The 26595-nt window shown below is 52.6% G+C and carries 23 protein-coding genes; 2 read left to right on the top strand and 21 right to left on the bottom strand.

Annotated elements, in window-relative coordinates:
• Nucleotides 1-2: 2 nt before the first annotated feature.
• Nucleotides 3-1283, bottom strand: a complete 1281-nt coding sequence (glyA, locus tag BLP47_RS03060; RefSeq protein WP_091850254.1) for a serine hydroxymethyltransferase — start codon at nt 1281-1283, stop codon at nt 3-5.
• 61 nt (nt 1284-1344) lie between these two features.
• Between glyA and purU the strand changes: the two genes are divergently transcribed.
• Nucleotides 1345-2202 (top strand): formyltetrahydrofolate deformylase, encoded by an 858-nt coding sequence (gene purU, locus BLP47_RS03055; protein WP_091850252.1) that lies wholly within the window; start codon nt 1345-1347, stop codon nt 2200-2202.
• Here purU and BLP47_RS03050 read toward each other — a convergent pair.
• The 4 genes from BLP47_RS03050 to BLP47_RS03035 form a co-directional block, all read right to left on the bottom strand.
• Nucleotides 2189-4345 (bottom strand): glycine-rich protein, encoded by a 2157-nt coding sequence (locus BLP47_RS03050; protein WP_091852863.1) that lies wholly within the window; start codon nt 4343-4345, stop codon nt 2189-2191. The two genes, purU and BLP47_RS03050, sit on opposite strands and share 14 nt — an antisense overlap.
• Before the next feature lie 72 nt (nt 4346-4417).
• Nucleotides 4418-5635 (bottom strand): NADP-dependent isocitrate dehydrogenase, encoded by a 1218-nt coding sequence (locus BLP47_RS03045; RefSeq protein WP_091850250.1) that lies wholly within the window; start codon nt 5633-5635, stop codon nt 4418-4420.
• 104 nt (nt 5636-5739) lie between these two features.
• Nucleotides 5740-7545, bottom strand: coding sequence for an ABC transporter ATP-binding protein (locus BLP47_RS03040; protein WP_091850248.1), 1806 nt, complete (start codon nt 7543-7545; stop codon nt 5740-5742).
• Nucleotides 7542-9317 (bottom strand): ABC transporter ATP-binding protein, encoded by a 1776-nt coding sequence (locus BLP47_RS03035; protein WP_091852860.1) that lies wholly within the window; start codon nt 9315-9317, stop codon nt 7542-7544. The genes BLP47_RS03040 and BLP47_RS03035 overlap by 4 nt, the downstream gene beginning before the upstream one ends.
• A 120-nt stretch (nt 9318-9437) precedes the next feature.
• Between BLP47_RS03035 and BLP47_RS03030 the strand changes: the two genes are divergently transcribed.
• A complete protein-coding gene (locus BLP47_RS03030; protein WP_091850246.1) occupies nt 9438-9926 on the top strand; it encodes a carbonic anhydrase in 489 nt (162 codons plus the stop codon).
• A 43-nt stretch (nt 9927-9969) separates the two neighbouring features.
• Here the strand turns inward: BLP47_RS03030 and purH are convergent, their stop codons facing one another.
• The 16 genes from purH to BLP47_RS02955 all read right to left on the bottom strand — a co-directional run bounded on the left by purH (nt 9970) and on the right by BLP47_RS02955 (nt 26562).
• Entirely contained in the window at nt 9970-11586 is a 1617-nt protein-coding gene (gene purH, locus BLP47_RS03025) for a bifunctional phosphoribosylaminoimidazolecarboxamide formyltransferase/IMP cyclohydrolase (protein WP_091850244.1), read from the bottom strand.
• Nucleotides 11586-12173 (bottom strand): phosphoribosylglycinamide formyltransferase, encoded by a 588-nt coding sequence (purN, locus tag BLP47_RS03020; RefSeq protein ID WP_091850242.1) that lies wholly within the window; start codon nt 12171-12173, stop codon nt 11586-11588. Before purN ends, purH begins: the two co-directional genes overlap by 1 nt.
• Before the next feature lie 9 nt (nt 12174-12182).
• Nucleotides 12183-13430: a DUF6350 family protein gene (locus BLP47_RS03015; RefSeq protein WP_091850240.1), complete on the bottom strand. Its 1248-nt coding sequence runs from the start codon at nt 13428-13430 to the stop codon at nt 12183-12185.
• A 4-nt stretch (nt 13431-13434) separates the two neighbouring features.
• Entirely contained in the window at nt 13435-14322 is an 888-nt protein-coding gene (gene sucD / locus BLP47_RS03010) for a succinate--CoA ligase subunit alpha (RefSeq protein ID WP_091850238.1), read from the bottom strand.
• Between the two features lie 10 nt (nt 14323-14332).
• A complete protein-coding gene (gene sucC, locus BLP47_RS03005; protein WP_091850236.1) occupies nt 14333-15490 on the bottom strand; it encodes an ADP-forming succinate--CoA ligase subunit beta in 1158 nt (385 codons plus the stop codon).
• A gap of 69 nt (nt 15491-15559) precedes the next feature.
• Nucleotides 15560-17827, bottom strand: a complete 2268-nt coding sequence (locus BLP47_RS03000; RefSeq protein ID WP_091850234.1) for an ATP-dependent helicase — start codon at nt 17825-17827, stop codon at nt 15560-15562.
• Nucleotides 17828-17838: 11 nt separating this feature from the next.
• On the bottom strand, nt 17839-18672 hold the full coding sequence (locus tag BLP47_RS02995; RefSeq protein WP_157671435.1) for a glycerophosphodiester phosphodiesterase family protein: 834 nt from the start codon (nt 18670-18672) through the stop codon (nt 17839-17841).
• 2 nt (nt 18673-18674) lie between these two features.
• A complete protein-coding gene (gene guaA, locus BLP47_RS02990) occupies nt 18675-20228 on the bottom strand; it encodes a glutamine-hydrolyzing GMP synthase (protein WP_091850229.1) in 1554 nt (517 codons plus the stop codon).
• The gene (locus BLP47_RS02985) at nt 20206-20658 is read right to left on the bottom strand and encodes a DUF3817 domain-containing protein (RefSeq protein WP_091850227.1); all 453 of its coding nucleotides are present in this window, start codon (nt 20656-20658) and stop codon (nt 20206-20208) included. Before BLP47_RS02985 ends, guaA begins: the two co-directional genes overlap by 23 nt.
• A 19-nt stretch (nt 20659-20677) precedes the next feature.
• On the bottom strand, nt 20678-22303 hold the full coding sequence (locus BLP47_RS02980) for a putative PEP-binding protein (protein WP_091850225.1): 1626 nt from the start codon (nt 22301-22303) through the stop codon (nt 20678-20680).
• A gap of 2 nt (nt 22304-22305) precedes the next feature.
• On the bottom strand, nt 22306-22575 hold the full coding sequence (locus BLP47_RS02975; RefSeq protein WP_091850223.1) for an HPr family phosphocarrier protein: 270 nt from the start codon (nt 22573-22575) through the stop codon (nt 22306-22308).
• A 58-nt stretch (nt 22576-22633) separates the two neighbouring features.
• Nucleotides 22634-23776, bottom strand: a complete 1143-nt coding sequence (locus BLP47_RS02970) for a mannitol-1-phosphate 5-dehydrogenase (RefSeq protein WP_091852857.1) — start codon at nt 23774-23776, stop codon at nt 22634-22636.
• A 42-nt stretch (nt 23777-23818) separates the two neighbouring features.
• Complete coding sequence (locus tag BLP47_RS02965) at nt 23819-24253, bottom strand: PTS sugar transporter subunit IIA (protein WP_157671433.1); 435 nt, start codon at nt 24251-24253, stop codon at nt 23819-23821.
• A complete protein-coding gene (locus BLP47_RS08570) occupies nt 24246-24560 on the bottom strand; it encodes a PTS lactose transporter subunit IIB (RefSeq protein ID WP_172807171.1) in 315 nt (104 codons plus the stop codon). Before BLP47_RS08570 ends, BLP47_RS02965 begins: the two co-directional genes overlap by 8 nt.
• Before the next feature lie 2 nt (nt 24561-24562).
• Nucleotides 24563-25681: a PTS mannitol transporter subunit IICB gene (locus BLP47_RS02960; protein WP_172807170.1), complete on the bottom strand. Its 1119-nt coding sequence runs from the start codon at nt 25679-25681 to the stop codon at nt 24563-24565.
• Nucleotides 25682-25803: 122 nt separating this feature from the next.
• Nucleotides 25804-26562, bottom strand: coding sequence for a DeoR/GlpR family DNA-binding transcription regulator (locus BLP47_RS02955; protein WP_091850220.1), 759 nt, complete (start codon nt 26560-26562; stop codon nt 25804-25806).
• Nucleotides 26563-26595 lie beyond the last annotated feature (33 nt).

The following is a 26595-nucleotide window of genomic DNA, read 5'->3' as shown; positions in this document are numbered from 1 at the left end:
GCTTACCAGTTCTCTAGGTTCGAATAAAGTGGAATTGCCTCGGTTAGCACTCGCACTCTCGCCCTGAGCGCTGCAATGTCAGAACCCGGGATCAAAACGTGGGCGATGATGTCAGCCACTTCAGTGAATTCGGCGGCGCCAAAGCCACGGGTGGCCAAGGCCGGGGTCCCAATCCGAATACCCGAGGTGACCATGGGTGGCCTCGGGTCGTTAGGAACAGAGTTCTTGTTCACCGTGATACCGGCTTCGTGAAGCAGGTCTTCGGCCATTTGGCCATCAAGCTGGGAGTTGCGAAGATCAACCAAAACCAGGTGAACATCGGTTCCGCCAGTCAAGACAGAAACCCCCGCCGCCACAACGTCTGGCCTAATTAGCCGTTCTGCGATTATTTTGGCACCTTCGATTGTGCGCTGCTGGCGCTCTTTGAACTCGGGCTGCATGGCCTGCTTAAATGCAACAGCCTTGCCGGCTATGACGTGCATCAGCGGACCACCCTGTTGCCCAGGGAACACGGCAGAGTCGATCTTTTTTGCATACTCCGCCTTGCACAAAATCATGCCAGAACGAGGTCCAGCAAGGGTTTTATGTACTGTCGAAGAAACCACATCAGCATAGGGAATTGGGCTTGGGTGCAGCCCTGCCGCTACCAAGCCAGCAAAGTGGGCCATGTCGACCCAAAGTTTGGCTCCAACCTCATCGGCAATCGCCCTAAAGGCGGCAAAATCGAGATGCCTTGAGTACGCGGACCATCCCGCAATCAAAACAGTTGGGCGGACCTCCAGGGCTCGTGCTCGAACTATGTCCATGTCAACCAAGAAGGTTTCTGGGTTTAGCTCATACTCGTGACCCTCGTAGGTCTTGCCAGAGAAGTTCAACCGCATGCCGTGGGTGAGGTGCCCTCCATGAGCCAGGCTCAAACCAAGGATCTTGTCACCCGGCTTGGCAAGTGCCATCAATACGGCTGCGTTAGCGGTTGCTCCCGAGTGGGGCTGAACATTCACGTGTTCTGCTCCAAAAAGCTCTTTCAGGCGATCCTTGGCCAACTGCTCAGCGATATCTACAGCTTCACAGCCACCGTAATACCGCTTGCCCGGGTACCCCTCAGCGTACTTATTGGTTAGGACCGAGCCGGTGGTTTCCAAAATACTCCGAGAGACGAAGTTCTCGCTAGCAATCATCTCCAAGGTGTGGCGCTGACGGTCTAGCTCCTGCTGTAAAACAGCGGCAATCTCCGGGTCAACCTCGGATAGTGGTGCGGTAAAGCTATTTGGTTGAGTTGTCATCTACTAAGTTTACCAAACCTAAAGTCTGAAACTTAGCTTTGCCCTCAATAGGATTGTTGGCATGCAACCAACCAAAGAACACTGGGTCCTAACCTTTATTTGCGCCGATAAAAAAGGCATCGTGCATGCCATATCTGGCGTGGTCGCCGAAGTTGGGGGCAACATCACTGAGAGCCAGCAGTATGCCTCCATGGACACCGGTCGTTTTTTTATGCGTCTTCAGATAGAAGCCGAGATTTCAAAGCAGGATTTCGAACAGCAGTTCGAGGCTATCGCCGAGAGATTTCAGATGGAATACGTACTGGATTTTGTTGCCAGGCCGATGCGGGTTTTGGTCCTTGCCTCCAAGGCAGGTCACTGCCTGAATGATCTCCTATACCGACAGCGCTCAGGTCAGCTGCCGATAGAGATTCCCAAGGTATTTGCAAATCACAATGATCTCTCCGGGCTTGCCACCTTCTATGGCGTGGAGTTCGAATCCATGCAAATCGAAACCAGTGTTGACAAAGCATCATTTGAGAAAAAACTCAGTGAGTTTATTCATGCCCGAGATGTTGAACTAATCGTTTTGGCGCGCTACATGCAAATTCTTTCCCCAGAATTCTGTAAAGAATTCCAGGGAAAGATAATCAATATTCACCACTCTTTCCTGCCCGGCTTTAAGGGAGCTAATCCTTACGCGCAGGCCCACGCTCGCGGCGTAAAAATCATTGGGGCCACAGCGCACTTTGTGACCCAGGAGCTAGATGAGGGTCCGATTGTTGAGCAAAACGTCACCCGAGTGGAACACTCGAATACCGTTGCCCAGTTAGTTTCCATCGGCCAGGACGCGGAATCTAAAACCCTGACCCAAGCGGTCAAGTGGTTCGCTGAACACCGCGTCCTGCAAGATGGTGCTCGCACCGTTATCTTCCGCTAAACCTCCAGAATCCAAGGCCAATCAGAACCATAAATCCAGCCAGTAGCGCGGCTATCCAAGGTGCAAACCAGGCCCGCTCTGCCTGAGCCTGAAGTGGTGCGCCCCTCACAGGCTGCGCTAATACTGGTTCTGAACGAGGCTCTAAATTCGTAACTACCGGTGCCGCGGGTTCGATAACCCTCTCTGGTTCCATCTCGACCACCAAGGGAGATTCGTTCTCATCAATCGAGATGACTATCGGTTTAGGCGTTGTCCCCACAACCAATTTCAGCGCCTGATCAATCACTTTTGCCGGCACAGCCGGCGGGGTCACAGGGCTCGGAGTTGTCTCAGGAGTCGCCACGGTTTCGGAATCTGCGGGATCAGTGCTCTCGACATCGGGTTCGGAAGCTGTGGGCGGCAACTCGCTAACGGGCGCTGGTGCACTAGGGGGAGCAATGATTCCGGGTTCAGGTTCGGGTTGGGCCACCACTAGCGGTGCTCGATTATCAAATCCCAATCTATAGGCGCTGGAAGGTCCGGTAGATAAAACTCGATCGGTCAGTGAGTCGGCTGCTAACTCAAAATTCCCCTCACCGTAACCACACACCGCATCGAATCTCCAGCCTTGCACTTGCTGCTCAAAAACGAGCGTGCAATCTGAATCGAAGTTAATGCTCACGCTTTGCGGATTGAAATCCACCTCTTCTGAAAAAGTGAGAGTGGCGCTATATGTAAAAGGGCCGGTTCCTGCGATAGTCACTTCTGACCACAGGGCCTCGGGGCTATCTCGATCAACCTCGAAACTAAAGCTGACCTCAGTTTGAGGCCCCAGGTTCCCCCACTGATCGCTGAGAGAATTTGCCGGCAGGAGTAGCTGGTGGAGGCCTGTTACGCAACCCGAAAGCGAGACTTCGTTCTGCAAAATTTCAGCAGCTTCACAGCCCTGAATTTCAAACATTTCAGACTCTACCGCTAACACATCTGGGCTTGTCGTGAAAGAAATCAACAAGCTGTCCTGCGAAGTCAGAATTTCTTCAGAGTCAAATACGAAATCCGGACCAGTTCCATCAAATTCCACTTGGAAACTCGTCGAGGTGTTAGGACCAGTAGCACCTGATCCCACCGAGTTGGCCAAAAGCGTGAGGAGGATTGAGCCCTCTGCACAGTTTGTTAGCGCAATACTCGCCAATGATTCATTCACGTTAATCTCATTCAATACACATCCGCTTGAGGTGAGCTCGAAGTCTTGAGAGTCCAAGCCCGATATTGCCGAGGACATCTCGAGCGAATATAAAGCTGAGTCAGAGTCAATCTGGACCCCGGAGAAGCTCACTAGCATTAAAGGCAATTGATAAGTTATCGTGACGGTGCCGTTTCCTGCGCGGCCATCCACGATGTGGGTTGGATTGGCTACATGGGTTGGATCGGTGAAGGAAGATCCACCGCCGCCGCCGCCGCCATCGGCGCAACAGTTGTCATCGTCACCACCGCCACCGCCGCCGCCATACCAGCCACCGCCGCCGCCGCCGCCGCCGGCGTTCCAACTCGAACCTCCCGACCCACCAGCTCCAAAACCGCCGCCTGAAGCTGCAGAGCCGCCATTGGAAGAACCACCCGATCCACCCGAGGATTGTCCGCCGCCAAATCCGCCGGCTCCCTGCCCGGATCCACCGCGCAATGCCTGGAGTCCCCCGCCGGGTGCTCCAGCAGCTCCAGTTAGACCTCCTGGGCCACCGCCCCCACCAGCCACCGCAATACGAGAGCCCAAGGCGGTCCCCAGCCTGATGTCGCTTGCACCGCCCCCAGAGCCCTCATTGCCTCGGTTACCCCCAGAGCTCCCGCCGCCGTTGAAGCCCCCGGCTAGATAAGCACCGTAACTGCCAGCACCTCCCACATAGATTGAGACGGTGCCGGGAAGGTTCCTAAGATTTCCCTTGACAGTTCCGCCGCCGGCCCCGCCGGCACCTTGGGCGCCCTTGACATCAAACTGGACATTGCTCGCGCCATTGGGCACAATCCAGGTTTGCACCGCACCGGTGTATTCAAAGGTGACGGTGCAATCAGCACCGACACACACCTCACTAGCTGAGGCGGAGAGTGGAATTAGAGTTGCGACCAAAAGTGCCGCACTGGCTATTGCCGACTTCAATTTATATTTCATGCCGACAAAGGTAAAACTCCCTGCAGATTCTTGCAGGGAGTTATCCACAGCCCTCGAAAGGGCAGTGTTTTCCTAGGCCATTCTGCCGCGCAGGTTTTCTGCGAGGGTGCTCATAAATTCCTGGGTGGTCTGATAAGCCTGATCTGGCCCGACCAGCGCTGCCAGATCCTTGGTCATGTGGCCCGCTTCGACAGTCTTGATAATGACATCCTCGAGGGTCTCGGCGAATGCCTGCACCTCGGGAGTGTTATCTAGCTTTGCGCGGTGCATCAAACCCCTGGTCCACGCGAAAATCGAGGCAATCGGGTTGGTCGAAGTTGGCTTGCCGGCTTGATGTTGGCGGTAGTGACGAGTCACTGTGCCGTGGGCGGCCTCCGCAAGGGCTGTTTCGCCATCCGGGGTAGTTAGCACAGAAGTCATAAGACCCAGTGAGCCGAAGCCCTGGGCCACAGTGTCGGACTGAACATCACCATCGTAGTTCTTGCAAGCCCAAACATAACCGCCCTCCCACTTGAGGCAAGCGGCGACCATGTCGTCGATCAGGCGGTGCTCATAGGTCAAGCCGGCCTTTTGGAACTGCTCGGCATATTCGGCGTCGAAGACCTCCTGGAAGGCGTCTTTGAATGCGCCGTCATAGGCCTTCAAAATCGTGTTTTTGGTTGAGAGATAAACCGGGTAGTTGCGGGCTAGGCCGTAATTAAAAGATGCCCTCGCAAAGTCTCTAATCGAATCCATGTAGTTATACATACCCATAGCTACACCGCCGGCCTCTGGGTAATCCGCGATGGTCATGGTCTGAGCCTCTGAGCCATCGGCCGGAGTCCAAGTCATGGTGACAGTGCCCTTACCCGGAACCTTGAAGTCAGTGGCCTTGTACTGGTCTCCGTGAGCGTGACGACCGATGATGATTGGCTTGGTCCAGCCGGGAACCAACCTTGGCACGTTGGAAATGATAATCGGCTCGCGAAACACCACGCCGTCCAAGATGTTTCTAATGGTGCCATTTGGTGAGCGCCACATTTTCTTGAGGCCGAATTCGGTTACCCGGTCTTCGTCCGGGGTGATGGTTGCGCACTTCACTCCAACACCGTGCTTTTTGATGGCGTGGGCAGCATCAATGGTTATTTGGTCGTCGGTAGCATCACGGTTTTCGACCGAAAGGTCGTAGTATTCCAAATCGACATCCAGAAACGGCAGAATCAGATTGTCCTTAATGTCCTGCCAGATGATGCGGGTCATCTCGTCGCCGTCTAGTTCAACGACCTTGCCTATCACTTTGATTTTGCTCATAAATTACTCCTGATAAAAGACGCTGATCGCGCCAAACGGGCACCCAATAGCCTATCGGTTAGCACAAGTTGGAAAATTAGATTCAATCACTGAAGACAGTCGGCCTAAACCAGCGACTCCTTCCAGGCTTTATAAAGCCTGGAGAACTTGCCACCAGCATCGACCAACTCTTTAGGTGACCCGTCCTCGATTATCTTGCCGTGTTCCATTACCAAAACTCGATCGGCAATCGCCACCGTTGATAAGCGGTGCGCAATGATCACAGCGGTCCTTCCCTTCAATAGAGTCTTGAGCCCGACCTGCACCAATCGCTCCGAGGGAATGTCCAGCGAGCTAGTGGCCTCATCGAGAATCAAGACTGCGGGGTTGGCCAAAAAAGCGCGAGCAAATGAGATTAGCTGACGCTGACCCGAAGAAACTCGGCCACCGCGCTTATTCACATCGGTCTCGTAACCGCTGGGCAGTTGCAAGATAAATTCGTGAGCGCCGACCGCCTTGGCGGCATCGATTACCTGCTGCATCGAAGCACCGGGCTTTCCAAGCTGAATGTTTTGAGCCACCGAACCTGTGAATAGGTAGGCCTCCTGGGTAACCATCACGATTTCCCGGCGCAAATCAGAGTTTGAAATATCTTTTAGGTCGACGCCATCGATTGAGACGACCCCCTTAGAAGGATCGTAGAAGCGAGATATCAGCTTGGCTAGAGTCGATTTTCCGGCACCGGTAGTTCCGACCAACGCAATTGTTTGTCCGGCAGGAATCTCGAGGCTGAATGGGTGGAGCACCACGGCCCCGGTTGAATACTTAAAATCGACATTCTCAAAGTTAACCTTGCCCTGAGCGTTATCAATTTTTACCGGCTTTAAAGGTTCTGGCACACTCGGCTCTTCTTGCAGTACGCCAGAGATTTTTTCGAGTGCCGAAGAAGCGGCTTGGTAAGAGTTGTAGAAGATGGCAATTTGCTCCATTGGATCAAAGAATCTTCTGGCATACAAAATGGCCGCGGTCAAAACCCCAATCCCTAGTGAGCCATCCAGAACCCTGAATCCACCGGCCAACAACACCGCCGCCACCGTGATATTGCCAATCAGAATTAGACCCGGGTCGTAGATACCAAAAAGCTGAATCAGCTTGGCGTTTAGGCCGCGGTATTTTTCAACCAGAGAGCCAAAGTACTTTTCGTTACGCTTCTCTTTGCGGAATGCCTTGACCGCGCGGACTCCCGTCATGGTCTCAACAAAGTACTGAATCAGGGTGGACGAGGCTACTCGCTGCGCCCTGAATCCCTTATTGGTGTTGACCTGGAACCAACGGGTGAGAATGCCAAGTGGAATAAGGGCCCCAGCCAAAATAAAGAAGCTGATCGGGTCCAAAATCAAAAGAGCAATAGCGGTGAAAAGCATGAACATGCCCCCCACTACCAACTCGCTTAGACCGCCCGATAAGAGCTCCGAAATAGATTCCAGGTCTGAGGTTTGGCGAGCGATGACCCGGCCCGCGGTGTAGCGCTCATGAAACTCGACTGAGAGCTTTTGAGTGTGGACAAACACCCGATTTCGCAAGTCATAGAGCATGGCCTGCGATATCTTCGCGGTGAGCATCAAAAAGTAGTAAACGGTTATCGCACTCAGCGCCGCAGCCGAAAGATAAATGCCCACAATCAGCCAAAGCGGCTGGTAGTTGCCGTCAATCGCATTCGGAAGAGCCCAGTCGATACCAAAGGCAATCAGTGCGGGGCCCGCTACTCGAAGTGCAGTAGAAAAAACGATCATCACCACAGCGGCATAAAGCCGCATTTTGAGTGGAATCAGGAGTGAGCCCAAGAGCACCCTGGAGCGCCGACGAATGAACTTGGATTCTTCTTTATTTAGATCGGTGCGTTCTTCGTTATTTGTGCCGTAGAGACTCACAGGTTCACCTCCCTGTTCTTCTCATCTTCATCCAAAGAGGTGATGACATATCGGTAGTGGGCATTGTTCTTGAGCAATTCTTGGTGAGTGCCAAAGGCTGTGATTTGACCATCCTGCATCAGCGCAACCCTGTCCGCCAGCATCACGGTTGAAGGCCGGTGCGCGATAATCAGCGCGGTGGTTTTATTCAAGACATGCCGCAGCGCATCTTCGACCATTGCCTCGGTGTCCACATCCAAAGCCGATAGCGGATCATCCAAAACCAAAATACTCGGGTTAGCCGCAACCGCCCTGGCCAGCGCGAGACGCTGGCGTTGGCCGCCAGAAAGTGAGAGCCCCTCCTCGCCGATGGCCGTGTCAAGACCCTTGGGTAGCTCAAATACGAATCCAGCCTGAGCAATCTCCAGAGCCTGTATTAAGTCTTCTTCGCTCTCCTCGAGGTTTCCCAAAAGCACGTTATCTCTAACCGATGATGAAAATAGCGTGGCATCTTCGAAAGCCATCGCAATCTGAGTTCTGAGGTCATCCCTGGAAAGATCCCTGATGTCGACACCATCGATTGTTATGGAGCCTGATGTGACATCGTAAAGCCTTGTGGTTAGAGCTGTCAGCGTTGTTTTACCGCAACCGGTAAGCCCTATCAGCGCCACCGACTCACCCGGTTCGATCCGCAAACTGACTCCGTTTACTAAATCGGGTAAATCATCTGGGGTATCTGGATATCTAAAGTGAACATCGTGGAATTCGAGCAACCCCTTAGGGTCTTTGATGGTCTTCACCAAAGTCGGATCCTTAATCAGATCGGGCTCATCCATGACCTCGTAAAAACGCTGGGTCGCAGTCTTAGCCTCAAGCGTCATGCCAAGCAGGAACCCAAGTGACTCGGTTGGCCAACGCAAGACCATCGCGGTGGCAATGAACGCCACCAGAGTGCCCACGGTCAAATCTCCAGTGGCCGCAAGCCAAACCCCAGCCAAAAGCGCCAACCCGAGGGCGAACTCGGGAATCATGATCAGATACAACCAAATATTCGCAATCGCGCGAGCCTTGGAAATCTCGGTGTCGCGCAGCTCGGTGGCTTGCAAAGCAAACTGATCGGCTGCAAAGCCACCCCGACCAAAAGCCTTGAGCACCCGGACCCCGTGCACCGACTCCTCTACCCTGGTTGCCAAATCGCCAGATTGATCCTGGGCCAGTCTGGCTATTGAGCCATATTGCTTTTCGAACTTGAAGCCAATAACCCAAATCGGGATTGATGCGACGGTGAAGATTAGCCCGAGCCAGAAGTTATAGACAAACAAAATTCCCAAGCCCACCACCAGGGTTAGAAAGTTTGCGACCAAAAGTACCAGACCAAAACTCAGCCAACGCCTAATCAAACTTAGATCAGACACGGCCCGAGATAAAAGCTGCCCCGAAGGCCAACGATCGTGAAACGCGACCGGAAGATCCTGGAGTTTGGCATAAATCGAATTACGCATCTCCGCCTCAACGAATGTGCCAGGAGTCAAGACCAACCAACGCCGCAGTAATACGAAACCAGCCTCCATGAATCCCAAAAGAAGAATCAGACCAACTGCCGGAAGTAGCGCACCGACCCCGCCGGCAACCAAAGAATCAACCAGGTTTTGCAAAAACTGTGGGATCGCCAAGGCGAAAAGGTGCGCCAAAATGGCCGCCAACATTCCCAGTGCGATTCTAGGAAGTGCGGATTTTGCATATGGCACCAAACGCCAGAGCGTTCTAATCGTGCCGAGTTCTTTTCGTTGCATTTTTCTCTCCACTAAAGGCTATTTGGGACAGCCCTCCAGAATACACCCGTAATAAATCTTCATAAACCATGCCAAATGGGCCGGTCACTTAAAATTTAAATCAAACCTCAAGGAGAACAAGTGTCTATCACAGACCAGTATTTAGCCAATAACATCGAATATTCCAAGACCTTCCAAGGACCACTGCCATTGCCCCCCTCGAAGCACGTGGCGGTTCTAGCCTGCATGGATGCAAGGCTAGATGTGCACGGAGCATTGGGACTCAACCCGGGAGAGGCTCACGTAATTCGCAATGCTGGAGGCGTGGTTACCGAGGATGAAATTCGCTCTTTGACAATCAGCCAGCGACTATTGGGAACCAAGGAGATAATCCTGATTCACCACACCGATTGCGGCATGCTCACTTTTACCGATGATAAATTTAAAAACGATATTCAAAAAGAAACCGGAATCAAGCCAGCTTGGGCCGCAGAAGCTTTTGATGACCTAGCGATCGATGTCAAGGCTTCGATCTCAAGAATCAAACAGAGCCCATTCATCCCCCACACAGACAGTGTTCGCGGATTTGTGTTTGACGTGTCAACCGGGTTATTACAAGAAATCCACTAGCCGAAACCTAAAACTACAGGGGTCCCATGGGGCCCCTGTTTTTTTAGTGGTAGAAGTGCCTCTCCGAAGTGAAATACATCGAGATGCCGGCTTTTTTTGCGGCAGCAATCACCTCTTCGTCTCTCACACTCCCGCCGGGCTGAACCACCGCCTTGACTCCGGCTTCAATTAAAACCTCGAGCCCATCGGCGAATGGGAAAAACGCATCGGAGGCGGCCACCGAATCGATCACTCGATCACCGGCGCGAGCTATTGCCAAACGGCAGCTATCCAGCCGGTTCACTTGCCCCATGCCAATGCCAACCGCGGCGCCAGCTTTTGCCAGCAAGATGGCATTCGACTTCACAGCTCTGCAGGCTCGCCAAGCAAATTCCAGATCCAGCATTCCAGCGTCATCCAAGGCCGGTCCCGAGACTAATACCCAATCCCTTGAGTTGAGCCCCTCGAAACCGTCAGATTCTTGCACTAGCAGTCCGCCAGAGATCTGCCTTAGTTCGGTTTTGGGTCTTTGGTAGCCGCCGCGGAGTTCAAGAATTCTAAGGTTCTTTTTCTTACTGAGAATTGTCAGGGCCTCAACTTCAAAACTTGGCGCAGCAATCACCTCTGTGAAGATTTCTGACACCTGCTCGGCCATTTTTTTGGTAACCATCCGATTGGCTGCAATAACTCCGCCAAAGGCTGAAACCGGGTCGGTCTGGTGAGCCCTTAGGTGCGCATTCGCAATCGCGTCTTCCGAATCCTCGAAAGATACCGCCACCCCGCAGGGGTTCGCATGTTTGATGATTGCCACGGCCGGTTCAATAAAATCGTAAGCGCAGCGAAGCGCAGCGTCCGCATCGACATAGTTGTTATAAGACATCTCCTTGCCTGAAAGCTGCCTTGCTTGCGCAATTCCAGCAAAAGCACCTCTTTGATTGTAAATTGCTGCGGCTTGATGCGAATTTTCTCCGTATCTTAGAACGCTCGAAAGGTCGAAACTCGGGTTCAGTTCAGATTCAAATCCGGGGCTTCTTCCGGGCTCACCCCTAAGCGAATCAAACTCTTTGGAAAACCAATTCGCCACGGCCGAATCGTATTGGGCAGTGTGCGTGAAGGCCGACCCCGCAAGCTCTCTGCGAAGCTCGAGGGTAGTTCCCCCCTGGTTTAGCGCGGCTATCAGTTTCGAATAATGTCCGGGATCCACAACGATTGCGACATTGGCGTGGTTTTTAGCCGCGGCCCTGACCATTGCCGGCCCACCAATATCAATCTGCTCTATGGCCTCGTCGCCCCTCGCGCCAGCTGCCACGGTCTTCACAAAAGGGTAAAGGTTCACCACCACCAGCTCAAAGGCCTCAATGCCCAGACCTGCAAGTTCCTCTCGATGATCCTTGAGCCTAAGATCAGCCAGAATTCCACCGTGGATTTTCGGATGCAGGGTCTTCACTCGACCATCCAGCGACTCGGGGAAACCAGTGACCTCGGATACCTCTTGAACCGGATAACCCGCCTGAGCGATTTGCTTTGCGGTGGAGCCGGTGGACACAAGCTTCACGCCTTGTGAGACCAGCGCGCCAACAAGTTCAATCAAGCCCGTCTTATCGGAAACCGATATCAGCGCGCGTTTGGGCCTGATTCGATCCCTATGGTTGAATTCGTCTGCTCCTCTGACATTAGTCATTAGATTAAGCCCTCCATGTTTATTGTGCCCTCGGATATTTCACGAATCACATCCACTAGATGTCTGCGCTCCAACACCTTAATCATTTCGGTGAGTTCAACTTCCAAAACGGCTTCGGGTATTTGTAGTTCGCGCTGCGAAATGATCGGACCGGAGTCCATTCCAGCGTCAACCAAGTGAATCGTGCTACCAGTGTGATTTGCACCAGCCGCCAAAGCATCACGAACAGCGTGAGCCCCAGGAAATAGCGGCAGCAGTGAAGGGTGGAGATTAATCAACTTCGACCTAAAGGCTTCAACAAAACTCGGCGGCAACATCTTCATGAACCCAGCCAAAACAACTAGATCCGGATCGAAAAAATGTATGTTGGCCATCAACACATTCGCGAACTCCTCGCGAGTTTCAAACCTGTCCGCCTCCACCACAAAAGTTGGCACGCCATATTTCTCAGCGTGCTCAAGGCCGAGAGCTGGATTATCCGAGCCGACCGCCAGCACTCGAACTGGATAAAGCGGGTTTTCTGCCGCTTCCAAAAGTGCCAGCAGGTTCGAACCCGAACCGGAAATAAGTACAACCACCGATAACATTTCCAACCCCTACTTCATATCTTCAGAATCAACATAGGGCCGAATAACCACCAAGCCGGCCAAGAAGCTTGGGATTAGTATCTCTAAGAAAACCAGGCCGCCAAATAATAAAGGATCGATTCCCACAAAACCGAACCGCCCTGGTCCAAAGCTCCCTGAGGCTATGAGTGAAAGCCCGATAGCGAGCGCCGCCCCGATCGCTGCCGCGGTGACCGAGAACGCCAGGGCGGCGGAGAATCTAGTGGCGTACTCCCAACGCATCTGCTTGGTGTGACGCCGAACCAAAAGCGTTGCCAAAAAGGCTGTGAGCATTGGGACTAAAACGAATAGCACGCCGCGCTCAAGCCCCCCGATTGGTATGGCGGTAAAAATCGGGAAGGCGGGCATCGGACCCAATTGGGTTAAAAACGGTGTTACAGAAGAGCCAGCCCCAATTGAGAATCCGGCTCCCGAGAGCCAGGCCATGCCGTAAATCACCAGGTTCGGTAGAATCGCCAACTGGCCAATAGTCAGCACCACACCACCAAGAATGCTCACTCGCATTGCTTCGTAGAGTCTCACCACCTCAATCCAACCAAAACCTAGAGCCACAGCCATCCCGAGAGCGGAGACCAGAATCATGGTGGCCATTACGACAATGCCAACTCTTGCCGCTGGAGACAGCACGGTCCTAATCGACCAATGCAATTTTTGATACAAGGCCAAAAGCAATGCCCGAACCGCAATTCTTTCTTTAGCCTCGGGGCCATTCGCGCCACTGAACAACTCATAACGCTTGCCCGAGACCGAGGCTATGAATATTAGGATTCCGAAAAATAATGCGGGGATGAATAATGGTTCGAACTCGCCGACGCTGACAGCATCCCCTCTTATCAGCCACGACACTAAAAAGCCGATGCCGCCAAAGGTGGCTGAGCCAGCGAGCCAGGCCGGCCACAAACTTGAAGCCGCCGATAGGCGGTGCCCGATACGGATTGCCAAAAGAGCTATTAAAAGGGTCATTCCAAGTGGCATGGTACTGATGACAAATTCCGGAAACGGAATGTCTATAATTTCTCCAGCCGCAAAAGTCACCGGAACACCGCAGGCCAGCAAAAACGCATAACCGGCTACTTGAAGAACAACCCCGTAATCAACTGAGCCATCACCCTCGATGAACCAAGCCAAGGTAAGTGGGGCGAGAACTACACCCAGGGCAGTTGCGGAAATTATCAGCGCTTGAAGCGCTGCAATTACGAAGCTCAGCCCTCGGTTCACGAGGTTACAGCTTGGCGATAATCTCGCGCATCAAAGCGGCAGTCTCCGAAGGAGTCTTTCCAACCTTGACGCCTACTGCTTCAAAAGCTTCCTTCTTGGCCTGAGCGGTCCCAGCCGAACCAGAAACAATTGCGCCAGCGTGACCCATAGTCTTACCCTCGGGGGCGGTGAAGCCTGCGACATAAGCGACCACCGGCTTGGTGACATGCTTAGAGATGTATTCGGCGGCCTTTTCTTCAGAGTCGCCACCAATTTCACCAATCAGAACAATAGCCATGGTTTCCGGGTCATTCTCAAAGGCCTCGAGCGCATCGATATGGGTGGTTCCCACAACTGGGTCACCGCCGATTCCAATAGCGGTGGAAAAACCGATGTCCCTGAGTTCGAACATCATCTGGTAGGTCAAGGTTCCACTTTTGGAAACCAAACCAATTGGGCCCTTGCCGGTAATGTCCGAGGGGGTAATGCCAGCATTTGACTCGCCGGGACTGATGATGCCCGGGCAGTTTGGGCCGATAAGTCGGGTCTTTAGCCCCTTATCGACGTTATAGGCCCAGGCCGAAGCTGAGTCGTGAACCGGAATTCCTTCGGTGATTGCTACCGCAAGTTCAATCTCGGCGTCGATAGCTTCGAGAATCGCAGCCTTTGCAAAAGCTGGCGGCACGAAGATCACCGAAACATTAGCGCCGGTCTTTTCCATCGCCTCTTTAACTGTTCCAAAAACTGGCAGCTCTTTATCCAAAACGGTTACGGTTTCACCGGCCTTGCGGGGGTTCACGCCACCGACGATGTTTGAGCCACCTGCCAGCATGCGGGTGGTGTGCTTCATGCCCTCTGCGCCGGTCATGCCCTGCACGATGATGCGGGAGTCTTTGTTTAGGTAAATTGCCATCTTGCTACTCCTACTTATTGGCCAATGCGGCAGCTAGGTCCGCACCGCCATCCATCGTGTCGGCCAAAGAAACTAGTGGGTGATTGAAATCGGAAAGAATCTTTCTGCCCTCTTCAACGTTATTACCATCAAGGCGAACAACCAGTGGTTTTTTGGCCCTGTCTCCCAAAGTGTTTAGAGCGCCAACAATCCCATTCGCAACGGCGTCGCAAGCGGTGATGCCACCGAAGACATTTACAAGGACACTCTTGACTTGAGGGTCGTTCAAAATGACGTCGAGACCAGCTGCCATAACCTCGGCAGATGCACCTCCGCCGATGTCTAAAAAGTTGGCCGGCTTTACATTGCCGTGTCTTTCACCGGCGTATGCCACAACATCCAAAGTTGACATCACAAGACCCGCGCCATTGCCGATGATTCCAACTTCACCATCGAGCTTCACGTAGTTCAAATCCATCGCCTTGGCTTTGGCTTCAAGTGGATCCAACTGATCGCGCTCCATTTCGGCGCGCTCGTGCCTAAACTCAGCGTTCTCATCAAGGGTTACCTTGCCGTCAAGAGCCAAAATCCGGCCGTCATTGGTCATCACCAGAGGGTTTACCTCCACCAAAGTTGCATCCTCTTTTGTGAAGACCTCGTAGAGCTTCACAAATACTGGAGCGACCTTGTCAACCAGCTCGGCGGGGAACCCGCCGGCCACTGCAATCTCTTTGGCCTTTGCCAAATCAATACCCTGAGTCGCCGAGATCGCAATCCTTGCGAGCGCCTCTGGCCGCTCAACCGCTAGCTGCTCTATCTCGATGCCGCCCTCGACGCTGCAGAGCACCAAGAAGGTCCGGTTAGAACGATCCAGTAGGACTGAGAAGTAAAACTCCTGCTCAATCTGAGCGCCCTCGGCAATCATCACCCGCTTGACTACGTGACCTTTAATGTCTAGCCCAAGAATCTTGGCGGCCGCATCTTTAGCTTCTTGAGGCGAGTGAACCACCTTGACGCCGCCGGCCTTGCCGCGGCCACCGGTTTTTACCTGGGCCTTGACAACTACCGTCCCGCCAATTTTTTGAGCTGCAGCTTCAGCTTCTTCCGGGGTATCCGCGATCAGACCCTGTAAAACAGGGACTCCATAAGCCTCAAAAAGGTCACGCGCTTGATATTCAAATAAATCCAAGGGTTTTTTCCGTCTCTCGAGCGATAAATAACAAGCTAAGTCTAGCGAGCGTTTTCCTAGTGAAAAGGGCTAATGCTTTTGAATCGGAGCCATCTTCACCAATAACCGCTTGGTGATTCCGGATTCGAATCTAACCTCTGCGGTTTGCTTTGGAGGGTTGCCGGTGACACCAATAACCTTGCCAGCGCCAAATGCATCATGAGAAATCTTGTCGCCCACTTCAAGAGATAACTCCTTGTTGTCCCGCACCTGAGCCACGGTATTGATTGCTCCTTGCCAACTGGATCGTTTCTGGAAACCGGTGCTTTGAGTTAGTGGCTGGCGTTCCGCACCCTCGGCATCTAAGAGCTCGGCTGGAATATCCGATAAAAATGCCGAAGGCATAAAGCTTGCGGTATTACCAAACAGGGTGCGCTGCAGGGCGTGAGATAAAAATAGTCGCTCTCGAGCCCTGGTCATCCCGACATACATCAGCCTGCGTTCTTCCTGCAGGCCACCCGGTTCATCGAAGGAACGAACGTGTGGCAAGGTGCCTTGCTCAAGACCAATCATGAATATCACCTGATATTCCAAACCCTTGGCGGTGTGCAAAGTCATCAGCGAAATGGTGCCCGACTCATCTTCAATCTCATCGGCCGAAGCCGAAAGAGTTACCTCGGCTAGATAGTCAGCTACCGTGCCCTCCGGGTTCTGGGCTTGCCATTCGAAAAGCTGACCCAGTAGCGCATCTAGGTTGTCTACCCTTGCTTCATCCTGCGGGTCTCTGGAGGCCTCAAGGATTGATCGATAGCCACTTCTTTCAAGCGCGAGCTTTAGAACCTCAGCCGGGCCATCGGTAGCAGTCAGAGCATCCAGCTCATTGAGCAATTCCCCGAACTCTAAGACCGAGGCGGTGAGTTTTGGACCAAGCCCTAATTCATGCGCGCGGAGCAAGGCGTGCCTGAAAGGCACATCCTGACTTCTTGCGAATTGAGCGAGTTTGAGTTCGGTCTTATCCCCTATGCCACGGGCCGGAACATTGATGACGCGCCTGACCGCCTCGTCATTTCTGCCATTTGAGATAGCAGAAAGATAGGCCAGCGCGTCTTTGATTTCCTTTCGCTCAAAGAACTTCAAACCACCAATCACGGCGTAGGGGACTCTTTGGCTCTTGAGCTCCGCCTCTAAAGAAGGGGTTAGCGCGTTGGTCCGATAAAGCACGGCAATATCCCGGTAGGCGACGCCCTCACCGTGCAGTTCGGATATCTTGTCGACTATAAATGCCGCTTCGTTACGCTCGTCTAATCCAGTGAAAAGCGAGATCAGCTCGCCGGCTCCCTGATCGGTCCAAAGGTTTTTAGCTGGCCGATAAGGGTTTTGGGAAATCACCGTGTTGGCCGCCGAAAGGATGTTTTGGGTGGAGCGATAGTTTTGTTCGAGGAGAATGGTGGCCGCTCCGGGGAAATCTCTTTCAAACTCGGTGATATTTCTAATGTCAGCGCCGCGAAACGCATAGATGGATTGATCCGAATCGCCCACCACGGTCAATTCAGCTGGCATTAGCTGCTCGGCTGTTTGGTCATCGTAGATGGCATATTCATCCGGAAGCGGCCTGGTGAACTCGCGAATTAAAGCGTATTGAGCGTGGTTAGTGTCTTGATATTCATCTACCAAAACCTGCCTAAATCTTTTTTGATACCTAGCTCGCACCTCAGGAAAAGCCCGCAGTAGATGAACGGTTTCGGCAATTAGGTCGTCAAAATCAAAGGCATTATTGCGCTTAAGTTCATTGGTATAAGCCAAGTAAACCTCGGAGACGATTCGCTCCTTGGGGTTTGACCGATCGGCATTTCGGGCAAAATCCTCGGCGTCTTTTAGTTCGTTTTTGGCATTGGAAATAATTGCAGCGGCCTGCTGTGGCTTGATGTCGGCGTCTTCGGCACCGGCCTCACGCAGCAGTCTTCTTAGAAGCGCCCTGGTGTCCTGCGTGTCGTAGACCGTGAAATTAGCATCGTGCCCAAGGCGCTGCGCCTCGCGCCGAAGAATCTGCAAACAAGCAGAGTGAAAAGTCTTGATCCACATCCCCTGACCAGAAGGCCCTATCAGGTTTTCGATGCGCTCTCGCATCTCAGCCGCGGCCTTATTGGTGAATGTAATAGCGAGGACTTGGCTTGGCCAAACCTCCTTAGAGTGCAGCATGTGGGCGATGCGGTGGGTCAACACCCGCGTCTTACCACTGCCGGCACCAGCCACAATCAAAAGTGCGCGGCCACGGTGCACCACGGCAGCTCGCTGTTGTGGATTCAACCCCTCAAGCAGGGAATCTGGGTTTAGGTTCTCAAAAATGTCTAATTGCATCGGAGGGTAGCCTAGGTGAGAGAACTGACTACTTTGGCCAACTGGTCTGGCTGGTCGCAGAAGATTCCATCAACCCCGGTTTCGACAAGCATTTTGAACCATTCATCGACCCCGCCTTCTGCGGTCTCGATCCTTGCGGTAAACAGGTATGTTTCAAGACCCATGGCCTTGGCTCGCATGACCAAATCTCCACGAAGTGCCATTGATATGGCGAGCGATAAGCCATCAAAGTTCTTGGCTATCTGGGCCAACAACTCATCGGTCAGCAGCGTAACGCCAGTCGGGAGCATGTCGGGAGCAGACAGAAATACAAAGCGAGCGGGCCTAGAAATCCGGTCTCGAAGTTGTTGCAAAATGTCAAACTCGAAGCACTCAATCGTGATTCGCATCCCGCGCCCTTGCCAGCCAGATTCTTCCAGAATCCTTGCCAGCGCCTCGACCGGATTCAGCCCGAGGGCCGCAAAATGCTTGCCAAATTTCAGTTCAATAATTAGGTGTTTTTGATCAAAAGCAGGATTGTTCAAGACCTCAGACAGTTCCGGAATCGAATACTGACCGTCTTTGGCGGCGGAGCCGCTGCGTCCCTCGGGGTAGCGCTCAATAGCTCTAAGTTTTTTCACGTCTTCGAGATTTAGTTCTTCGACTTTATTGGATAAGAAACTGTGATTGGCGATGTCCGTGGTGTGACTGAGGTCGTTATCGTGTCGAATAACTAGGTGGCCGTCTTTGGTCATCACGACATCGAATTCAATCGCGTCGCTCCCGAGCTGGAATGCTAGCTCGAAGGACTCCATTGTGTTTTCCGGGAGGTAGCCGCAGGCTCCGCGGTGGCCAAAAATCTGCACGGCTACTCCCATTCGATGGTGCCGGGCGGCTTGGAGGTGATATCCAACACCACCCGGTTCACGTCTTTGACCTCGTTGGTTATTCGGTTCGAAATCTTAGCCAGCAGGTCATAGGGCAACCTCGACCAATCCGCAGTCATGGCGTCCTCTGATGACACCGGCCTCAAAACAATCGGATGGCCGTAGCTTCTGCCATCTCCTTGCACCCCAACCGACCTAACGTCAGCCAAGAGCACAACCGGACACTGCCAAATCAAGGCATCCTGCCCCGCTTTTGTGAGCTCTTCACGAACAATCGCATCGGCTTGGCGTAATAGGTTCAACCGCTCCTTGGTAACCTCACCAACAATCCGAATTCCGAGGCCCGGGCCCGGGAAGGGTTGTCTTCCGACAATTTCTTTTGGCAAACCCAGTTCGGCCCCGATAGCGCGAACTTCGTCTTTGAACAAAGTTCGCAAGGGTTCAATGAGCTCAAAGTCGAGATCATCCGGCAATCCACCAACGTTGTGGTGAGATTTAATGCCCGCGGTTACGCCACCGCCAGATTCCACGACATCCGGATAAAGCGTCCCCTGCACCAAAAACTTGATTGGTCGATCATCGGCCATCGACTCTGACAGCAATTGCCTTTCGGCTTCTTCGAATGTGCGAATGAACTCTCTACCGATTATTTTGCGCTTGGTCTCAGGGTCAGAAACCCCAGCGAGCGCAGATAGAAATTTATCTTCGGCATCAACGGTAATGAGTCGGATCCCGGTAGCGGCCACGTAATCGCGCTCCACTTGCTCGCGCTCTCCCTCACGCAAAAGTCCGTGATCCACAAATACCGCCGTCAGCTGATCACCAATTGCTTTATGCACTAGAGCCGCGGCCACTGCGGAATCCACTCCACCGGAGAGACCGCAGATTACCCTGGAGTCACCGACCTGCTCGCGAATTCGCTCTATCTGTTCTGCAATCACGCTGCCGGAATTCCAGTCTGGTTTTAGGCCAGCCCCCTGGTATAAAAAGTTCTTCAAAACCTCTTGACCCTGGGCCGAGTGCTTTACTTCCGGGTGCCACTGCACGCCATATATTCTTTTTTCTACAGACTCGAATGCCGCAACCGGGGTTGTCTCGGTAGAAGCCAGAACCACAAAGCCCGCTGGAGCTTCGGTGACTTGATCGCCGTGACTCATCCAGCAAACCTGCAGATCGGGCTGACCGGCCAAGAGGGTTCCTGCCGAAGCCACATTCAAATCCGTCGCACCGAATTCGCTCTTGCCGGTCTTGTCAACCCGGCCGCCAAGGGCTTGAGCTAAGACCTGAAAGCCATAGCAAATACCAAGAATGGGAACCCCAAGCTCCAAAATCTTTGCATCCAACTGTGGTGAGTTTGGTTCATAAACCGAGGCTGGGCCGCCCGAAAGAATGATCGCGGCTGGATTTTTCTTGGCCAAATCTTCGGCTGAGATGGTGTGGGGAACAATTTCGGAATACACGTTTGCTTCGCGCACCCTCCTGGCGATTAGCTGGGCGTATTGGGCACCAAAATCAACTACTAGTACTGGCTGCATTTTTCTCTATTTCAGCTAATTCTTGATTAGCAATTTTCTTATAACGGTGCTCGGTATAAAAACTTAGTAGCGGGACCACTCCACCGAATGCAATGAGCAAAAAGCGAGTAAGCGGCCAACGCATGAGTGTCCAGATTCTAAAGTCAGCGTAGAGGTAAAGCACATATAGCCAACCGTGAACAATCAAAATCATGACGGTGAGGTTGATGCCAACATCCGGCAGGCCTTCACCATCAACACCGTACTGCTCAAAACTTATTAAGCCGTTTGGCCCACCGGCCCATAGGTCGTAGCCCAAAAAGGGTAATCTTCGAATGCCCCAAGTGATCATCAGCAGAATCAAAAAAGTTCCTGTGATATAAGAAGACACGCTAAAAAGCTTTATCACAGAGCGTACTTTGGGGATTTGAGAGATAGAAGGACCGGCCATGATTACAAGTTTACTTGTCTTATAAAGATGCAAGCTCCTCAAGCACCGCAGCCTTGGCCGACTCCGCCGAAGTTTGCGCCAAAGCGAGCCTGGCAACCCCTTTAGCCTGATCTAGGCTCACCGCACTTAGCGCGTTACGAACCGCTCCAACCTGAGACCTGGAAGCTGAAAGTGACTGGAACCCAAGGCCCGCAAGAACAATTGCAAACGCGGGATCCGAAGCACTCTCGCCGCAAACACCCGAGCTAATGCCGACCTCGGCGCTCTCTCGGGCAATCTTTTCGAGCATGCGAATTAGCGCGGGTTGCCAAGGGTTCAGCAAGGCTCCTAGCCCGGCGTTCATTCGATCCGCCGCAAACAGATACTGCGACAGATCATTTGTCCCAACCGAGATGAAATCCAATTGGCCCTTTAAGTCCTTAATTGCCATTGCAATCGAGGGAGTTTCGACCATTATTCCGACCTTATATTGACCATGGGATCGGGCCAGATCTGCGAATTCGATAGCCTCTTGAGCGGTGGAAATCATCGGAGCCATTACCCAAACCTCACGGCCAGATTCTTTTCTCGCGCTCTCTAGGCTCGCTAGCTGATCGACGATAAAGTCCCTGTGGTTTTGAATCAACCTGAAGCCACGGATCCCGAGCGCGGGATTCTCCTCTTGCGGCATATCTAAAAATGGCACTGGCTTATCCGAACCAGCGTCAATGGTGCGCACCACGATTGGGCCTTCCGGCGCCGCCCTAAGAATATTGGTATAGCTCTGGGTTTGTTTTTCCCTTGTTGGCTGATATTTTTCCGATAGGTATAAAAGCTCAGTTCTAAAAAGCCCAACTCCAGCGGCGCTAGAAGCTGCCGCGGCAATCGCGTCCTCAAGTGAGCCGATATTGGCTCGGACCGGAACTATCGGATCTAGCGATTTTGGCACGAAACTAATTGCGGTTGTAGCCTGTGAATCATCGCCGTCCACTACGACTCGGTCGCCAACCGGATCAATTAAAACCATTTGGCCGTCTAAAAGATCCTTGGCCCCAGCACAAGAAACCACTGCCGGTATGGACCTGGAGCGGCAAATAATTGCGGTGTGGCTGGTGGGTCCACCCTTTATGGTTACTACCCCGACCACAGCCTTGGTGAATTGGGCCGTGTCGGCGGGAGAAAAATCGTCTCCAACTATCACAAAACTGCCCTGGGTTGGAATCTCAAGTCCCACAGAAATTCCGAAGATATCCGCTGCCACGCGCTTAGCTAAATCTTTGAGATCAACCAGTCGCTCTTCAAAAGCCTCATCTCCAGCAAAGAGCTCACCGAACTCATCCACCGCCAAATCAATCGCGGTTGCCGCATTCCAGCCGGCTTCGATCTGCAAACTGGCCGCTTCGAAAAGCTCTTCGTCCTCAAGCATCATTTTGAGAGCTTCTAGAATCTCGGCCGAGGTCTCCTCCGCACCAAGGACGAGCTCATCCAAGCCGCCTGCGACGTTGGAGATTGCGGTCTTGAGGGCCAGAACCTCTTTTTTTACGTCCCCCAAATGCTTGGCAGCGGCTGGCAAATCTTGGTGTGGGCGAATTCGCAGCACTTCGGCCACAACCGCCTCTAGGCCAACACCCAAGCCGGTTAGAACTGTTCCTGACTCCAGGGTCATTATCAACCCTTAATGAAGTCTTGAATCTGATGAATTATCGAATCGGCTAGTGCCTGATCCTCGGTATCAATCTCAACAACTAGCTCTTGGCCAGTCTTTGCCTTTAGAGCCATCATTCTCAATGGCGAATTAGCCTTCACTAGCTCTTCGCCAACTTTGCCAATGCGCACCTCGAGTCCAGTCTCTTTTATCAACTTAACTATTTGGCCAGCCGGTCTGGCGTGCAAGCCGATGGGATCTTGAATAATTACGTTGGCTCTAATGGTGGGCATGATTCCTCCTGGTTACTTTTGAGATGATAGCAAAATTATCAATTGCGGCTTAGGTCGTTTAGGCCCGATTCAACGCACTTTTGTGCATTGAAAATACCTCAAGCAAGTTTGGATATAAGGGATGTGAGGTATCGACGCCACATATCTTCACAACACAATCGGAGACATTGTGGGTCGCAATAATTTCAGTTAGCTCAAGCACCTCTGAATCGGAATCATCGCGAAACAAAAGAGCTGCCAAAACGACCTTCAGAATTGCCTTGGGTTCGTGTCCGAGCTCGGCGGAATAGGCTGCCGGACCTATTAATCTTTCATTTCTTGAGAGTTTTCTTAGGGGCTGTCGACCAACCCTTATAACCTGATCGTCGATCACGGGGTTTCCCAACCTTGCCAGGGTTTTCAAGACATAAGCCTCGTGCTGCTCAGGATCAAAGTGATGACGCTCGATCAACACTCGGGATGTCTCGTCCAAGACAGCGCGCGTCATTTCAAAAACATTTGAGTCACAAAGTGACTGAGCTATTGTTTGGTACCCGGCAAGCTGCCCCAGATAGGCGATGGTTAGGTGGGCAGTGTTGACAGTGAAGAGCTTGCGCTCAATAAATGGCGCTAACTCCTTGACGAACACGGCTCCGGGTATTGAGATTAATGAATCCGACATCCGGCTCGAATCGATTACCCATTCACAGAACTCTTCAACGAATACATTTGGGGCCGAACCCTCAGGCTGCATCGGCACGATTCGATCCACAGCCGTGTTGGCAAAAATCACCTTCTCATAATCGAGCTCGCCCTGTTCGGCTATCGCACTCTCCAAGATATCGGTCGCGTTTATGGCATTTTCGCAAGCCATTACCAATAAGGGTTCGCGGGAGCCTCTTGCTTTGATTCCGGCTGCAATAGCACCGGCCAGCTTGGGCAAGAGATTGGCTCCCACAGATGCAGTGACTAAATCGGCGACCGATATCGCTTGAACCAGAGCATCAAATTGATTCACCGAGTGCAGCGCCGTGAAATTCGAATAACGCCGAGTAGTTTGCTGCTCGGTCAGCACCGTGAGCCGGTATTCACCGGCAGCCAGCATTAGGTCGATTAGGGGTTGATTGACATCGGCAAATGTGACGAAAAAACCTGCGTCTTGAAGAACTGCGCCGATAAAACCGCGGCCAATGTTTCCTGCGCCAAAATGAACAGCTTTCAAGTTCAAACCTTCTTATAAATCTCTAAATGGGAACTGCCGAAATTAATCTTGATTGCTGAGGAGCAGATCAAGGATTTCGGAAGGAGAATTCGAGTTCATCAAAGTGGCCAAGTGGGCCGGATCCTGAATCAGCTCTGCTAAATTCCCCAAAATATCAACGTGAGCATCGCCCTGAGAGGCGATTCCTAGCACGCAGTAAACCTCTTCGTCCCCCCACATAATGGGGTTTTCGAGCCTTAGGAAAACAAGTTGGTCAAAATTTACAAACTTGCGGGACTCATCAGTGCCGTGTGGAATCGCGAAGCCCATACCAATCGCTGAGGAGAAAATCTGCTCGCGCTCCCACATAGCCGCCGCATACTCGGTTTCGATCGCCCCGAGTTCGAACAGCAACTGGCCACAGCTAGCTACGGCCTCCTCCGAGGAGGAAGCCGCAGCAGCTAGTTGGATTCCGGCCTGTTGAATCAGATCAGTCATCGGAGATATCTTGACCATCCTGAAGCGCACTTACCAATCTTGCGATGGTTAGGTCACCCAGAAACATGTCAAACGCGATGACAACCGAGTCTGGAACGGCCTGCTTAGCTCGACCGCTCAGCCCTCTATGACAAAGCACGATGTCGTGCTCTGTAGTCGGCAACTGATTTACAGGGGAATGGGTTACCGTGATTCCTTGCGGCTTGAGCTGCTTGGCCAGCATTTTTGCCACCATCACCGAAGAACCCATTCCTGCCTCGCATGCCACGACTATCGTCTTGACATCGGCTCCAGATACTTTTGCCATGTTTACTGAGTTGCTCCGCTCTTCATTTCACTGCTTTTTGCTTTGGCGCCTGCGAGGTCGGCCGATGTTGCATCGTCCTTGGATAGTCGAAGAACAAAGAATGCGACCGTGAAGCTGACCGCAGCGGCCATGAAAATCCCCAGCAACACGCCCAGGTGGTTACCGGCAGGAGTCATCGCCATCCAGGCGAATATCGAGCCTGGAGAAGGAGTAGCGACAAGCCCAACGCCGGTTGCTAAAAACACGGCAACACCGGTTGCTCCACCAGCAATCATCGCGATGATGGTCTGTGGCTTCAGCAATACATATGGGAAGTAGATCTCGTGGATTCCACCAAGGAAGTGAATGATGATTGCGCCCGGAGCAGAGCCGCGAAGCGCTTTGGGCCCTGCGAGCCAGAAGGCAAGCAATAATCCGAGACCTGGTCCAGGGTTACTCTCGATCATAAACATGATGGATTTTCCTGCGGATTCGACATCGATTACACCAAGCGGTGCCAGCACTCCGAAGTTGATGGCGTTGTTCAGGAACAAGACCTTGGCTGGCTCAATCAGAATCGAGACCAGAGGTAAGAGTCCAGCATCGACCAAAACCTTGATCCCTGCGCCGAGTACATCGGTGATTGCGTTCACGGCAGGACCAATGCCCCAGTAACCAAGGATTGCCAATAGCAAACCGGAGATGCCAAGGGAGAAGTTGCTCACAAGCATCTCAAAGCCCGCGGGGACCTTTGGGTCCAACGCCTTGTCAATCTGCTTCAAGATCAAAGCGGCTAGCGGTCCAATGATCATGGCGCCGAGGAACATTGGAACATCGGTTCCAACAATCACGCCCACGGTAGCAATCGAAGCAATTACGGCTCCGCGCTGACCATGCACCAAGCGACCACCGGTGTAGGCAATCAAAATTGGCAGTAGGTTCACGATCATTGGACCCACCATTTTGGCTAGATCCTCATTTGGAAGCCAGCCGGTTGGGATGAATAGTGCCGTGAGGAGACCCCAGGCGATAAATGCGCCGATGTTTGGGATCACCATTCCAGCAAGGTTGCCGCCGAACTTCTGCAATGAAGCTCGCCAACCTTTATGTCCACTGTCTGTAGTGGGGATAAAATTAGCCATGGGTACTGCCTTCCTTAAAGAGGGGTTGTATTCATTTGCGTCGCCAAGATGAGAGTTTGGTTGAGATCCACTCTTGTCTTGGTGACCCTTTCTCCGCTCCAGATAGAGAAGAGAAATTTAAATTACGCGAGGGCAATTTCAACCCCCGCGTCCGTGAAGGCCTCGATGAATTCTCCCGGGGTTGTGACATTCGTCACCAGCCGATCGAAATCTTCAAAATTGGCAAACCTAGCCGGATAACTGGATCCGAACTTTCCAGCATCCGCGAGCAAAAAACGCTCAATCGAATTTTTCATCATGGTCTTTTTCACCATCGCCTCATCCGTATCAAAGGCCGTAACTCCGCCTTGAATAGATATCCCGTTGGTTCCGATAAAACTGGCTACGGCATTGAGTTCAGATAAATCGGACACCGTCTTAGCGCCCACCGAGCTTAGGGTGGCGGGTCTGATTTGGCCTCCGAGAATCTTTACCTTGGTGGAGGTGCCGGAAATTTTATGAGCCAATGTGATGCTATTGGTCACAACCAAAAGATTTGGCCTATCCCTCAGGTGAGGCGCTAGGCACTCGGTTGTGGTTCCACCATCAACAAAGATGCAACCTTCTTTGGGGATGTATGCCGCTGCGACATCAGCTAGGGCCTGCTTTTCTTTCGGGTTGCGGTCATACCGCTCGGGAATCGTGTATTCCTTTGTGAAACGCTCTAAAGCGATAGCTCCGCCGTGCACTCTGCGCACTACCCCCCTGCGCTGAAGGACATCCAAATCGCGACGAACAGTTTCCACGGCCACTGAAAGTTTCGTAGCGGCATCGGTGGCGTCAAGCCGACCCTCTGATCGAGTCCACTCAATCAGCTTGAGTCTTCTCTCTTCCGCCAACATTCTCGAAAACCTCCAGGTTTGCCTGAAACTGCC

The organism is Candidatus Aquiluna sp. UB-MaderosW2red (genome assembly GCF_900100865.1).
Classification (GTDB): Bacteria; Actinomycetota; Actinomycetes; order Actinomycetales; family Microbacteriaceae; genus Aquiluna.
Note: the sequence above shows the minus strand (reverse complement) of the source record. Positions and strands in the feature narration are given on the sequence as shown.

Excerpts from the sequence above, each read along its gene's own strand:
- sucD (WP_091850238.1), bottom strand. The coding sequence starts at position 14,322 with ATGGCAATTTACCTAAACAAAGACTCCCGCATCATCGTGCAGGGCATG.
- purU (WP_091850252.1), top strand. The coding sequence starts at position 1,345 with ATGCAACCAACCAAAGAACACTGGGTCCTAACCTTTATTTGCGCCGAT.
- BLP47_RS08570 (WP_172807171.1), bottom strand. The coding sequence starts at position 24,560 with ATGGCAAAAGTATCTGGAGCCGATGTCAAGACGATAGTCGTGGCATGC.
- BLP47_RS02980 (WP_091850225.1), bottom strand. The coding sequence starts at position 22,303 with ATGACCCTGGAGTCAGGAACAGTTCTAACCGGCTTGGGTGTTGGCCTA.
- BLP47_RS02985 (WP_091850227.1), bottom strand. The coding sequence starts at position 20,658 with ATGGCCGGTCCTTCTATCTCTCAAATCCCCAAAGTACGCTCTGTGATA.
- BLP47_RS03050 (WP_091852863.1), bottom strand. The coding sequence starts at position 4,345 with ATGAAATATAAATTGAAGTCGGCAATAGCCAGTGCGGCACTTTTGGTC.
- purN (WP_091850242.1), bottom strand. The coding sequence starts at position 12,173 with ATGTTATCGGTGGTTGTACTTATTTCCGGTTCGGGTTCGAACCTGCTG.
- BLP47_RS02955 (WP_091850220.1), bottom strand. The coding sequence starts at position 26,562 with ATGTTGGCGGAAGAGAGAAGACTCAAGCTGATTGAGTGGACTCGATCA.
- BLP47_RS03000 (WP_091850234.1), bottom strand. The coding sequence starts at position 17,827 with ATGCAATTAGACATTTTTGAGAACCTAAACCCAGATTCCCTGCTTGAG.
- guaA (WP_091850229.1), bottom strand. The coding sequence starts at position 20,228 with ATGCAGCCAGTACTAGTAGTTGATTTTGGTGCCCAATACGCCCAGCTA.
- purH (WP_091850244.1), bottom strand. The coding sequence starts at position 11,586 with ATGACTAATGTCAGAGGAGCAGACGAATTCAACCATAGGGATCGAATC.
- BLP47_RS02975 (WP_091850223.1), bottom strand. The coding sequence starts at position 22,575 with ATGCCCACCATTAGAGCCAACGTAATTATTCAAGATCCCATCGGCTTG.
- BLP47_RS02965 (WP_157671433.1), bottom strand. The coding sequence starts at position 24,253 with ATGACTGATCTGATTCAACAGGCCGGAATCCAACTAGCTGCTGCGGCT.
- BLP47_RS02960 (WP_172807170.1), bottom strand. The coding sequence starts at position 25,681 with ATGGCTAATTTTATCCCCACTACAGACAGTGGACATAAAGGTTGGCGA.
- BLP47_RS03035 (WP_091852860.1), bottom strand. The coding sequence starts at position 9,317 with ATGCAACGAAAAGAACTCGGCACGATTAGAACGCTCTGGCGTTTGGTG.
- glyA (WP_091850254.1), bottom strand. The coding sequence starts at position 1,283 with ATGACAACTCAACCAAATAGCTTTACCGCACCACTATCCGAGGTTGAC.
- BLP47_RS03045 (WP_091850250.1), bottom strand. The coding sequence starts at position 5,635 with ATGAGCAAAATCAAAGTGATAGGCAAGGTCGTTGAACTAGACGGCGAC.